This window comes from Pseudoalteromonas translucida KMM 520 (genome assembly GCF_001465295.1).
GTDB classification, from domain to species: Bacteria; Pseudomonadota; Gammaproteobacteria; order Enterobacterales; family Alteromonadaceae; genus Pseudoalteromonas; species Pseudoalteromonas translucida.
The window spans coordinates 327,466-340,199 of sequence record NZ_CP011034.1; the positions used below are offsets into that span (position 1 = coordinate 327,466).

A 12,734-nucleotide genomic window follows, 5' to 3' on the forward strand; every position below is an offset into this window, starting at 1 on the left:
AAAATTGTCGTCTTATTTGGGTTGATTTGCAATGTCATGTTTTTTTGCGCTTATCGTATTAATTGCGCGACATTTACTGATTTGTAAGTAAAGTATAGCCGAGAAAGATAATTATGATAGTAGTAAAGAGCTTAATTTTGTTTACAGCTGTTTATTTTTTGCTAGGTAGTTGTTGGTAAAACGTTTTATTTTTTAAAATCTTTTCAAGTTCACTTTTAACACCTTTAATAGGCATAGGGCGAGCTATAAAATAGCCTTGGCCGTAGTCAACGCCAATTTCTTTTAATGCAAAAAACACTTCTTCGGTTTCTACATATTCAGCCACAGAGCGCTTATCGAGTGAATGACTAATGTCGTTAATGGCCTTTACTAATGCTAAATCAATAGGGTCGTTGAGCATATCGCAAACAAATGAGCCGTCAATTTTTACATGCTGTGCTGGCAGTTGTTTCAAGTAATTAAAGGTACTAAAGCCGGTGCCAAAATCGTCAATCGAAAAGTGGCAGCCTAAAATATTGAGCTTTTCAATCATTTTACGCGTAGCTGCTAAGTTGTTAATGCTGGCAGATTCGGTAATTTCAAAAATTATTTGTGTTGGTAAAACCTGATACTTTGCTAAATTTGACTCTATTAATGGCACTAAACGCTCATCTAAAAATGACTGCGCAGAGAGATTTATAGCTACTTGGTTAAGTTCTGGGTAGAGAGCAACATTAGCAATTGTGTTACGAATAACACATTGATCCATTAAAAAAGTATCGTTTAGCATTTCTAATGAAGGAATAAATTGATTAGGAAAAACTAGCTCATCATTTATTTTTAAGCGCAGCAGCACTTCAAAGTAAGCCACTTCATTGCGCCTAAAATCCCAAATTGGTTGGTAATGCAGTTCAATACTGTCTTGTTGTAGCGCTTGGCGAATACCATGCCCCCACTCTAAACCTGTTTGTAGCGTATTGTTATGGGCATCTTGTTTTGCATAGCAATGTACTAAATTCCGACCTAAATTTTTAGCGATATACAGGGCAATATCTGCTTGTTTTAAACATTCGCTCGGGTCGCAATTTTCTTCGGTAATTTGAGTTAAACCAATTGAGCAACTGATTGAGTATATTTGCTCTTCAGATTTAAATTGATTTTGTTCAATCGCGTTACATATACCTTCGGCAATTAAATGCGCGTCAAGCAAGTTAGTATGTTTGAGGATCACTGCAAACTCGTCGCCGCCAACTCTGAACACTAAATGTTCGGTACTTATGTTTGTTATAAATAATTGCGCTACTTCTTTTAAAACAATATCGCCTTGCTGATGGCCTTTACTGTCGTTAATTATTTTAAAGTGATCTAAATCGATATAAATAAGCGCGTGTTCAATATCTGAATGGGTGTGCTGAGGTTGGCAAATACGATTCAGCTGTTGGTCAAAGTAATAGCGGTTATGCAGGCCTGTAAGCGTATCGTGAAGTGCCAAATGGCGCAGTTGCAGTTCCGCTTGTTTACGTTCATGAATATTGTCGATTGTGGCGGTAATAGTGGCGTTATTATGGCTATTTTGTATGAGCTGTAGCCGACATTCAACCCAAATTTGGCTGCCATTTTTATGCTGTAGCCTTATTTCAACTTGTTGTTTGTACTCACCACCACAAAGAATGTCGTCTATTGTTGCTTGTAGTTTTACTTGGCATTCAGCAATACAAAAATTAGTTAATTGCTGTTGTAGTGTCGACTTAACGCCAAAGCCGCTTAATGCTTCCCACGCAGGGTTGATAAAGCGAATAAGCCCTTGCTGATCCAGTTCTAGAACGACAGTATTTAAATGCAATAAAATACGTTGATGCGCAGAAAATAAATCTCGGTATCGCACTTCGCTTAAGCTCAGTTGTTCTACTTTGTTAGCAAACTCGGCATAGCTCACCATAAAGTCTTCGCGGCGCGCTGCATGGTCGCATACTTTATTTAAAAATGGCGGATCGTATGGGGCGCGTATAAAGTCGGTTACGCCGGAAAGTAAAAGCTGCTCCGCATAATCTGCATCATCACTATCTATAATAGTTACAATTGCTTGCATAGGATTATGTTGTAAAATTTCAGATACTAGCACGCTCGACTCTTCTGCTCTTGCCGCGGTTGCGTCGAGTAAAACAATTGCAAATTGTTGCTGATTATAAGCATTAAGCGCGGCTTGGCTCGAGGTAACATGGGTGATCGAAAAATTGAGCAGTAACGGCTTGCTGATTTCATTGGCTTTAGTGTTAGTTGGCTCTAACAGTAATAGATTTAAACGGCTGCTTTTTTCTAAATGATTAGCGAGCACACTTGCCAGCACTTGCGGTAGCATGTCTTGGCGCTCAAAAGGTAATACTGCATCAATACCGTAGCTGCGGGCAGTAGTTTCAGCTATTCGTTCACAATAAATAGGGGGAATAAGTAAGATTGGGGTATTTTTAGGAGTGTTTAATAAGCCCGAGCGAATCATTCTTGAGAAGCGCCAGCCATCAATTTTACCTACATCAAGGCCGGTAATAATAATATTAACGGCTTGTTTTTTTAATATTTTTAAAGCTTGTTGGCTATCTGATACTTCTATAAATTCAAAAACATTTAATTTCTCTAAAGTGGCTCGAATAGTGCCACGCTCAGCACTGCTGGCGTTTAATATTAGCAATTTAAGCTGATTTACCACGTTTAGAGTACCCCTAAAAATCACGATTATTCAAAAGGGTAAGAGTAATGATATTTACCGCTCAGGACAAGCGTATTTACAGCATGATAATAAATGCTGTAAAACAAGTGTAATTTAATGAGAATTTATCTGATTTCTTGAGCTTCATAAGCGATAGATATACACTTGGCGCGACTTTAAATGATGTGGATTACCAACTATGCGCGTGGCTGATTTTAGCTTTGACCTTCCCGACGAATTAATTGCTCGTTTTCCTAAGCAAGACAGAACAAGTAGCCGCTTATTGAGCCTAGATGGCCCAAGTGGTGTAGTTGAGCACAAAGTATTTAGTGATTTGCTTGAATTAGTTAACGAAAACGACTTGTTGGTGTTTAATAACACGCGAGTAATACCTGCCCGTATGTTTGGTCAAAAAGCGTCAGGCGGAAAAGTTGAAGTATTAGTAGAGCGTGTGCTTGATGAGCATAGAGTGCTGGCACATGTACGTGCGAGTAAATCGCTAAAGCCTGGCAACGAAGTAATTCTTGAAGGTAAGGCAAAAGCAACCATGGTTGCGCGTCACGATACCTTATTTGAGCTGGAGTTTGATCATAGCCAAAACGTACTCGATATATTAAATGATATTGGCCATATGCCATTACCGCCGTATATAGATCGCCCTGATAACGAGGCCGATCGTGAGCGTTATCAAACCGTATACGGCGAAAAGCCTGGAGCGGTTGCGGCTCCTACCGCCGGTTTGCACTTTGACGATAAGTTAATGGCTGCACTAAAAAATAAAGGCGTACAAATGGCCTTTGTTACACTGCATGTTGGAGCGGGGACGTTTCAACCGGTGCGTGTTGCCACGGTAGATGAGCACATTATGCACTCAGAATACATAGAAGTGCCAGATGATGTGGTTGCCGCTGTAGCAAACACTAAAGCCAATGGTGGCCGTGTTATTGCCATAGGTACAACGTCTGTACGCTCGCTAGAGTCGGCAGCAAAAGTACACGGTGGCAAGTTAGATACTTACTTTGGTGATACCGATATATTTATTTATCCGGGTTATCAATTTAATGTAGTTGATGCCATGATCACTAACTTTCACTTACCTGAGTCAACGCTTATCATGCTGGTAAGTGCCTTTGCCGGACAAAACAATATTATGGGCGCATATAACACCGCCATAGAGCAGCAGTATCGTTTTTTTAGTTATGGCGATGCGATGTTTTTAACCCGTAAATAAACACCACAAAATTTACTTGTTTAAGCTGGCTATTTGCTTTTAAATCAGCATTGAATTTACCGCAGTTAATAGTATTAACGCAGTAAAAAGGGTAGAATCGAGCGGTTAAATTATAGCTTGTTGGACTGTTTTTCCGACATTGAGGACAATATGAAATTTGAATTAGACACGACAGACGGTAAAGCGCGCCGCGGCCGCTTGATTTTTGACCGTGGTGTAATAGAAACTCCAGCATTTATGCCTGTAGGTACTTACGGTACTGTTAAAGGCATGACACCGGATGAAGTAAAAGCAACAGGCGCGCAAGTTTGTTTGGGTAATACGTTTCACCTAATGCTGCGCCCAGGTACTGAAATCATTAAGCAACACGGTGGTTTACATAAGTTTATGAATTGGGATTTTCCGATTCTAACTGACTCAGGTGGCTTCCAGGTGTTTAGCCTAGGTGCTATGCGTAAAATTACCGAAGAAGGCGTATTATTTAGCTCCCCAGTAAATGGCGAGAAAATTATGATGACGCCAGAATCATCAATGCAAGTACAGCGTGACTTGGGTTCAGATATCGTGATGATTTTTGACGAATGCACACCGTACCCTGCTACCGAAAAAGAAGCTAAAGATTCAATGGAATTGTCACTTCGCTGGGCTAAACGCTCAAAAGAAGGCCATGGCGACAACCCATCTGCACTATTTGGTATTATTCAAGGTGGTATGTACCCAGAGTTACGTGCACAATCGCAAGCCGGACTTGAAGAAATAGGCTTTGACGGCTATGCGCTAGGTGGTTTATCGGTAGGTGAGCCGAAAAACGAAATGATCAATATTCTTGATCATTGCGCGTATAAAATGCCAGCAGACAAACCACGTTATTTAATGGGTGTAGGTAAGCCAGAAGACTTAGTTGAGTCGGTACGCCGTGGTATTGATATGTTTGACTGTGTTATGCCAACCCGTAACGCCCGTAATGGTCATTTATTTATTACCACAGGTGTGGTTAAAATACGTAACGCGGTACATAAAACAGATACTGGCCCGCTTGACCCTGAGTGTGATTGCCATACCTGTGGAAACTATTCACGTGCCTATTTACATCACCTTGATAAATGTAACGAAATTTTAGGCGCACGACTAAATACTATTCATAACTTACGTTATTATCAACGTGTTATGGAAGGCTTACGTAACGCAATTAGCGCAGGTAAGTTAGATGAGTTCGTTCAGGATTTTTATGCTCGCCGTGGCCAAGACGTGCCAGAGCTTGCAGATATAACAAATTAAATTTTAAAAATTAAAGAGGAAGTATCATGAGTTTATTTATTTCGAATGCCCACGCAAGTACTGGTTCTGCATCTGCCGGTGGCGGAATGGAAATGCTAATAATGTTAGCTATTTTCGGTTTGGTTTTTTACTTTTTGATTTATCGCCCGCAAGCTAAGCGTGTTAAAGAGCATAAAAGCTTAATGAGCGCGATGGCTAAAGGTGATGAAGTACTTACCCAAGGCGGTTTAGTGGGTAAAATCGTAAAAATTGCAGATGATAAAGATTTTGTTGTTATCTCATTAAACGAGCAAGCAGAAGTAACAGTACAAAAATCAGCCGTAACTGCGGTATTGCCAAAAGGCACAATGAAGTCGCTATAAAAATAATAAGGACGACCCCGTGTTAAACAAGTTTCCACTTTGGAAGTATTTACTTGTTTTAGCTGTGGTAGCCGTTGGCCTTTTATATGCCTCTCCAAACTTGTATGGCCGCGATCCGGCTATACAAGTTTCTGGCGCTAAAGGTGCTGATGTTGATCTCAGTGTAATAGACAAAGTAAACGCAACCCTCAAAAAACATAACGTTAGCGTTAAATCAACGAAACTAGAAGATGGGCAAATACTCGTTCGCTTTAGAAACGTTGAAGAGCAGCTAAAAGCGCAAGATTTATTGCGTGACTCTCTTAGCGATGATTACATTTCTGCTATAAACATGGCTCCAGCGCAACCAGCTTGGTTAAAAGCGGTTGGCGGCAACCCAATGAAGCTAGGCTTAGACTTAAGTGGTGGTGTGCATTTCACCATGGAAATTGACATGGCGACAGCCGTTGATAACCAGCTTGAGCAAATGGAAGAAGACTTTCGTAGCGACCTACGTGAAGAAAAGCTTCGTTATCGCAGTGTTCGCCGTGTAGCGGGCTCTGATCGTATGCGTGTAGAAATGCGCAGCGAAGAAGATAAAGACGCTGCAGAGCGCTTCTTAAAAACGCAGTATCCATTGAATGTATACATAGATGATAGCAGTAACGATAACGCATTTTATGCGACTATGAGTGAGCAAAAACTCAAAGAAATTCGTGATTACGCTATCAAGCAAAACGAAACGATTATTCGTAACCGTATTAACCAAATTGGTGTTGCTGAGCCAAACGTACAGCGTCAAGGTGCTGAGCGAATTATTGTGCAACTACCCGGCATTCAAGATACCGCACGTGCTAAAGAGATTTTAGGCGCAACGGCCACACTTGAGTTTCGTGAAGTAGAAGAAAACGCCGATATTAGCGCTGCTGCTCAAGGTCGTATCCCACCGGGTACTGAAATGATCATGAGCCGTGACGGTTACCCAGTGGTACTTAAAAAACGTATTATTCTTGAAGGTAGCCACATTACTGGCGCGCAATCAGGTAGCGATGAATACCAACGCCCGCAAGTAAGTATTACCCTAGATAGCAAAGGTGGGGCAAAAATGAATGCCTTTACCAAGCGAGCTATTGGTAAGCGCATGGCCACGGTATTTATTGAATACAAACCATCAGGTAAAAAAGATGCCAACGGTAAAGCGCTTCCGCCTATTAAGGTTGAAGAAGTTATTAACGTAGCGACTATTCAAGCACGCCTTGATCGCTCGTTCCGTATTACCGGTATTGATAACCCAGCAGAAGCACATAACTTAAGCTTATTATTACGTGCTGGCGCACTGGTAGCGCCAATTCAAATAGTTGAAGAGCGCACAGTAGGGCCAAGCTTAGGGCAAGAAAACATTGAAGCAGGTATGACCGCGGTAGCACTTGGTTTTGCATTCGTACTCGCATTTATGCTTATTTACTACAAAGGCTTTGGCATGGTTGCTAACCTTGCGCTTGCTGCTAACTTAGTGCTTATTATTGGTGTTATGTCGTTAATTCCAGGCGCAACGCTTACTTTGCCAGGTATTGCCGGTATTGTACTAACCGTAGGTATGGCGGTTGATGCCAACGTACTTATTTTTGAACGTATTCGTGAAGAGCTGGCCGATGGCCGTAGCCCTCAACAAGCCGTTCATTTTGGTTATGACAGTGCATTTAGCACTATTTTTGATGCCAATATTACCACCTTAATTGCTGCCGTTATTTTGTTTGCTGTGGGCACTGGCCCAATTGCAGGCTTTGCGGTTACGTTAGCAATTGGTATTTTAACGTCAATGTTTACAGCTATTGTTGGTACGCGTGCGATTATCAACTTATTTATCGGCGGTAAACGTGTTGATAAACTTTCAATTTAAGGAGTAGCCATGCAAATTTTAAAATTGGGTAGCAAAACCCTACGTTTCATGTCTCTTCGAAAAGTGGCAATGGGTTTTTCAACGTTATTAATTTTAGCGTCGTTTATAGCGGTTTTTACTAAAGGCTTAAACTTTGGTTTAGATTTTACCGGTGGTACTGCCGTTGAAGTTGGCTTTTCGCAACCTGCAGATCTTAAAAAGGTGCGTAATGTACTTGCCGAAAATGGCTTTGCAGATGCATCGGTACAATTGTTTGGTTCAAGCCAAGAAATTTTAGTTCGTTTAGCGCCGCGCGGCGATGACGTAAAAGCTGAAGTTATTGGTAACCAAGTTATTGCTGCACTAAAGCTAGCAGACGAAAGCGTAGTAATGCGCCGTATTGAGTTTGTTGGCCCAAGCGTAGGTGAAGACCTAAAAGAGCAGGGTGGCCTGGCCATGTTAACTGCACTTATTTGTATCTTGATTTATGTAGCGTTTCGCTTTGAATGGCGTTTTGCAGTAGGCGCAGTAAGCGGCTTAATTCACGATGTTATTATTACCGTTGGCTTATTTTCGGTATTAGGTTTAGAGTTCGATTTGACCATATTAGCGGCTATATTAGCGGTAATAGGTTACTCACTAAACGATACCATTGTAGTATCTGACCGTATTCGTGAAAACTTCCGCAAAGTGCGTATTGATGACACGATAGAAATTATCGATATTTCTTTAACACAAACGCTTAATCGTACCTTAGTAACATCAATTACCACTATTTTAGTATTAATTGCCTTGTTTATTTGGGGCGGTCAAACTATTCATGGCTTTGCTACTGCATTGTTATTTGGTGTGTTTATTGGTACTTATTCATCTATTTACGTTGCCAGCTCAGTTGCTATTACACTTGGTGTAAGTAAAGAAGATTTAATACCAGAAGTGATTGAAAAAGAAGGTGCTGATCTAGACGCTATGCCGTAATAGATTTGTGAGCCGATATTAACCGCCCATCTGGGTAATGCCAGTCAGTTAACACTGACTGGCTTTTTTTTATACGGATATTTAGATGGTTTCTTTTTCACACATCGTGGAAAGCTGCGCTCATGACGCCTTGTCGGTAACTGAAATAGCGTCAGCGTTTCTAATAAATGCTCATAGTGTTTTGGTAAATTTCCCGGACTTGTCAGTGGGATAGTTAACAGAAATACGTTGATATGCCTTGAACAATGAGAAAAACTCAGTTGATTTGGCCATACTTCCAGTAACTCTGCCGCCTCACGCATGGCTATTCTTATAATATTGTAGGCAATTAGTAACCCCCACAATTCTTGCCTTATCATATCCGGCCTTTTTGAGCGTAGGATATAGTTTGAGTGCAGCATCGTTTGTTTTATTTCTCGATATCCTATTTCTATTTCCCAGCGATGCATGTACAAATCAGCTATTTCTTTTGATGGGTAACGCATTACATCAAGCATTGATGTAAGAATCTGATACTGCTTATTATTATGCGTGTAGGTAAGCAGCCGAGCTTCTATAAACTCTGGCAAGTCAGTAAACTTTTTTCGCGCTTGTGGCGATGTTTTAAGACGCACTAACTGGTCATTTTTACTCATTTTCTTTATAGTATCAACCGTTAAGCCTTTTCTGACCGGTATCATCCAGTGTCTTTCAGTCCCTGCTTGATGCCAACGATGCAAAAGCCCTAATGAATAATAACCGCGATCAAATAAGGTTAATGAGTTATCCGGTGTGCCTTCAATGAGTTCTTCAGCGAGTGTCATCTCCCCTTGATGCTGCCCGTTAAAAGCACAATTAATGAGTTGATGACTCGTTAGCTCCATGTGGCATACCATCCGAATTTGCGGATAGGTATTTTCACCATACTGGGTTGAGCCACATCCAAATACGTCTTTATTCTCTGGCGTATCATGTGTACGAAAGACAACCCCATCAACAGCTAATAGATTTAAGCCACAAAATGTATCAAAGTGGGCATGATTATAATGCCGTGACGCCATCATCTTGAAGACCTGCTCGACAGCACCTTCACCTAAGCGTTGTCTCGCTTGAACCATGGCACTAGGGGCAACTAGTTTCCCTTTACCTGGTAAGGCGATGTCCATTTTAGAGGCTATATCCCAAACAGATTCATGACGAAATAAACTCATACCAATCACAGACCAAACGACAGCGTCGAGTGGTAAACGACGTTTACGAACGGTGGCGACCCCCGATTTTTCAAAAGCTTGGTTAAGTAATTCGGGATCTAATATGCCAGATAAGTTATCAAGCGCTGTAAATTCCTCGGCAGATGAGAAAGTGGTCGAAAGAGCTGTTTGAATATCCATAAAAAATCCGTAATTAGCGAAACTAATTACGGATTATTCACGATCATTTAGATCGGTCAACCGATCAATTAACCTTAACTGATCGGCATTAGCCCATCTGGGCGGTTTTTTATTGCCTGCAGATTGCCATAAAAATGTCATATTCGCTTGCTACTTTACCTTGAGCAAATCGTAATAGAGCTTAGCAATAATGAAGCAGCGTAAATTATTAAATGAAATTTTAGAAAATGGCACAATTACCACCTTGTTTCAGCCGCTTTTTGATATTAGCAGGCAGACCATTCTCGGTTATGAAGCACTCAGCAGAGGGCCTAAAAATAGCTGTTTAGAAATGCCTAATACACTGTTTCAGGCGGCTCATCAATATGGTCTGATTTCAGAGCTTGAGCTACTGTGCCGCTCTAAAGCTATTGAGAACTTTGTGCATTTGAAACTGCAGGGCAAACTATTTTTAAATGTTAGTCCTAAAACGTTACTCGACCCAAGTCATCCTAAAGGCGAAACACTGCATCTCATTAAGCAGTTTGGTTTAGCAGCTAACAGGGTGGTGATAGAGGTAACAGAGCAAGAAAGAGTCGAGGATGAGTTTTTACTACAAAAAACCATGGCACATTACCGCTCTTTAGGCTTCACTATTGCAATTGATGACTTAGGTGCGGGGTATTCTGGGTTAAAACAATGGTCGGAGTTATGCCCAGACTTTGTGAAAATCGATCGTTATTTTATCGATCATTGCGATAAAAGTGTGGTTAAAAAAGAGTTTTTAAAGTTAATAACAGCTCTGGCAAAAGTAACCAATACGACAGTGATTGCAGAGGGAATTGAACGAGCAGAAGAGTTAACTGTGTTAGAAGGAATGGGTATCAACTATGTGCAAGGGTTTTTACTTGAACGACCAAGTAATAAACCAAGTTATGTGCTTTCAGCAAGGCAAGTTCAAGCACTGAGCTTTGCCGCAAATACAAACCAGTTAAATAACTCTATGGCTATTGGTTGGCTTGCAGTAGCGCAGCAAACAATTGATAGCGAAACCAGTTGTAAAGACGCCCATGCGCTATTTGAACGAGATAAATTAATTGCCAGCCTAGTGGTAATTAATTCGCAGTGTCAGCCAATTGGCTTGCTCCACAAAGAGCAACTTAGTGAAGTGTTTGCAGCGGCCTATGGCCATGCTTTGTATGACAAGCGTGCGGCCACTGTAGTAATGGACAGGCAACCGCTAGTGGTAGATGAAAACCAGCTGCTAGATAACGTTAGTCAGCAAATTACCGAATGCGACTTTGATATTCGCCGCCATATAGTGATCACCCGAGGGCAGCAGTATTTAGGCATTGTGCCAGTACGCGACATATTAAAACATATAACAGATGAAAAAATTCGTCATGCGCAGCACGCTAACCCATTAACTATGTTACCCGGTAATCTAGCTCTTAACGATGCCATAGAGCGGCGTTTAGCTGCACAGAAGGCGTTTTCATTAGCGTATTTAGATTTGAACCATTTTAAACAGTTTAATGATTTATTTGGTTATGCTAGCGGTGATAGTGTCATTAAACTATTAGCAAATATTACAATGCAGGCGTGTAGTAATACAAACAGTTTTGTTGGCCATATTGGCGGCGATGACTTTATGGTGCTATTTGATGATAATAATGCTGCCACAGTGTGCGAGCATATTATTCGCCAATTTGAAATAGAGTCACAGGTGTTTTTTAGTTCCGAACATATTAAAAATAAGGGGTACTGGAGTGAAAATAGAGAAGGGCAGCCACAATTTGTGCCATTAGTAACACTGGCAATAGGCTTGGTTACTCCCGATTTACACCATTATAAGAATAGCCATCAGGTTGCAGCATTGGCCAGTAATGCTAAAAAATCAGCAAAGCGCTTTGCTCATAGCCATTTGTTTTTATGTCAGCGTAGTAAGCCAAGTAGTGTGGTTGCTAGGTTAGAACAACAAGCAGTTTAATCGTTATAAATAATTTTTTGCAGACAACAAAAAAGGAGCCTAAGCTCCTTTTTTAAACCATGCAATTTTTATTAACGAAGTAATGACTCAGTTAATACAGGGCGAATTTCGCGAATTATTGCTTGGGTTAGCTTAGGTGCGCCACAAATAATGTTACCACTATTGTTATAGTTTACGCCGCCAGCAAAATCTACAACCATGCCGCCAGCTTCTTTTACTAATAACTCGCCTGCAGCAGTATCCCAAGGTTTTAAACCAATTTCGAAAAAGCCATCAACGCGTCCAGCAGCCACATAAGCCATGTCTAGCGCAGCAGAGCCCGCACGACGGATATCAGCAGTATGTACGAATAAAGCTTTAAACGCTTCTGTGTATGCATCTAGGTGTTGTTTTTGCTTGAAAGGAAAGCCAGTAGCTAAGATTGAACCGCCTAAATCAACTGTTTTAGAAACGCGTAAACGTTTGCTATTAAGTTGTGCGCCTTGACCACGAGAGGCAGTGAAAAGCTCACCACGAATTGGATCATAAATAACGGCCTGGTCTAAACGACCTTTTACTTTAAGTGCGATAGAAACCGCAAAATGAGGAATACCCTTGATGAAGTTCGTTGTGCCATCAAGCGGGTCAACAATCCATTGGTAATCTGCATCCTTACCTTTATGCTCGCCTAATTCTTCACCAACAATGCAGTGATCAGGGTAAGAGCGTAAAATGGTATCGCGAATTATAGCTTCTGCTTCTTTATCAATGTTAGTCACTAAATCGTTAGTGCCTTTTTGTTGAACTTCAACTTTTGATAAATCTTCACTTGCACGAAGTATAATTTTGCCTGCGTTACGCGCAGCGCGAACCGCAATGTTTAACATTGGATGCATGGTATTACCTTTGGGTTGTAAAAGAACGTTTATATATTTTAGCTGGCGTATTTTAGCGACTTTTACCATAAAGTAAACAATAAAGCCTAAATACTTTTGTTTGTTTTTTGTACTTGCTTGATGTGCAGGG

General features: G+C 40.9%; 9 protein-coding genes. 6 read left to right on the forward strand and 3 right to left on the reverse strand.

The window, feature by feature from the left end; genetic code table 11:
- Positions 1–151: 151 nt before the first annotated feature.
- A complete protein-coding gene (locus PTRA_RS01560) occupies positions 152–2,683 on the reverse strand; it encodes a GGDEF/EAL domain-containing response regulator (RefSeq protein WP_058372429.1) in 2,532 nt (843 codons plus the stop codon).
- Positions 2,684–2,882: 199 nt separating this feature from the next.
- Here PTRA_RS01560 and queA point away from each other — a divergent pair, with 199 nt between their 5' ends.
- The 5 genes from queA to secF all read left to right on the forward strand — a co-directional run bounded on the left by queA (position 2,883) and on the right by secF (position 8,390).
- Positions 2,883–3,914 (forward strand): tRNA preQ1(34) S-adenosylmethionine ribosyltransferase-isomerase QueA, encoded by a 1,032-nt coding sequence (gene queA, locus PTRA_RS01565; RefSeq protein ID WP_058372430.1) that lies wholly within the window; start codon positions 2,883–2,885, stop codon positions 3,912–3,914.
- A 150-nt stretch (positions 3,915–4,064) separates the two neighbouring features.
- Positions 4,065–5,192: a tRNA guanosine(34) transglycosylase Tgt gene (gene tgt / locus PTRA_RS01570; RefSeq protein ID WP_011327032.1), complete on the forward strand. Its 1,128-nt coding sequence runs from the start codon at positions 4,065–4,067 to the stop codon at positions 5,190–5,192.
- A 26-nt stretch (positions 5,193–5,218) separates the two neighbouring features.
- Positions 5,219–5,554 (forward strand): preprotein translocase subunit YajC, encoded by a 336-nt coding sequence (yajC, locus tag PTRA_RS01575; protein WP_011327033.1) that lies wholly within the window; start codon positions 5,219–5,221, stop codon positions 5,552–5,554.
- Between the two features lie 19 nt (positions 5,555–5,573).
- Positions 5,574–7,433 carry a protein translocase subunit SecD gene (gene secD / locus PTRA_RS01580; protein WP_058372431.1) on the forward strand — a complete coding sequence of 620 codons (1,860 nt, stop codon included), beginning with the start codon at positions 5,574–5,576 and terminating at the stop codon, positions 7,431–7,433.
- Positions 7,434–7,442: 9 nt separating this feature from the next.
- Positions 7,443–8,390, forward strand: a complete 948-nt coding sequence (gene secF, locus PTRA_RS01585; RefSeq protein ID WP_058372432.1) for a protein translocase subunit SecF — start codon at positions 7,443–7,445, stop codon at positions 8,388–8,390.
- 44 nt (positions 8,391–8,434) lie between these two features.
- On the opposite strand, the gene PTRA_RS01590 is transcribed toward secF, so the two are convergent.
- Positions 8,435–9,760 (reverse strand): IS4 family transposase, encoded by a 1,326-nt coding sequence (locus tag PTRA_RS01590; RefSeq protein WP_058372433.1) that lies wholly within the window; start codon positions 9,758–9,760, stop codon positions 8,435–8,437.
- Between the two features lie 187 nt (positions 9,761–9,947).
- Here PTRA_RS01590 and PTRA_RS01595 point away from each other — a divergent pair, with 187 nt between their 5' ends.
- Entirely contained in the window at positions 9,948–11,729 is a 1,782-nt protein-coding gene (locus tag PTRA_RS01595) for a GGDEF domain-containing protein (protein WP_058372434.1), read from the forward strand.
- A gap of 71 nt (positions 11,730–11,800) precedes the next feature.
- Here the strand turns inward: PTRA_RS01595 and suhB are convergent, their stop codons facing one another.
- The gene (suhB, locus tag PTRA_RS01600; RefSeq protein WP_058374485.1) at positions 11,801–12,604 is read right to left on the reverse strand and encodes an inositol-1-monophosphatase; all 804 of its coding nucleotides are present in this window, start codon (positions 12,602–12,604) and stop codon (positions 11,801–11,803) included.
- Between the last annotated feature and the right edge of the window lie 130 nt (positions 12,605–12,734).

Excerpts from the sequence above, each read along its gene's own strand:
- queA (WP_058372430.1), top strand. The coding sequence starts at position 2,883 with ATGCGCGTGGCTGATTTTAGCTTTGACCTTCCCGACGAATTAATTGCT.
- tgt (WP_011327032.1), top strand. The coding sequence starts at position 4,065 with ATGAAATTTGAATTAGACACGACAGACGGTAAAGCGCGCCGCGGCCGC.
- yajC (WP_011327033.1), top strand. The coding sequence starts at position 5,219 with ATGAGTTTATTTATTTCGAATGCCCACGCAAGTACTGGTTCTGCATCT.
- secF (WP_058372432.1), top strand. The coding sequence starts at position 7,443 with ATGCAAATTTTAAAATTGGGTAGCAAAACCCTACGTTTCATGTCTCTT.
- PTRA_RS01590 (WP_058372433.1), bottom strand. The coding sequence starts at position 9,760 with ATGGATATTCAAACAGCTCTTTCGACCACTTTCTCATCTGCCGAGGAA.
- suhB (WP_058374485.1), bottom strand. The coding sequence starts at position 12,604 with ATGCATCCAATGTTAAACATTGCGGTTCGCGCTGCGCGTAACGCAGGC.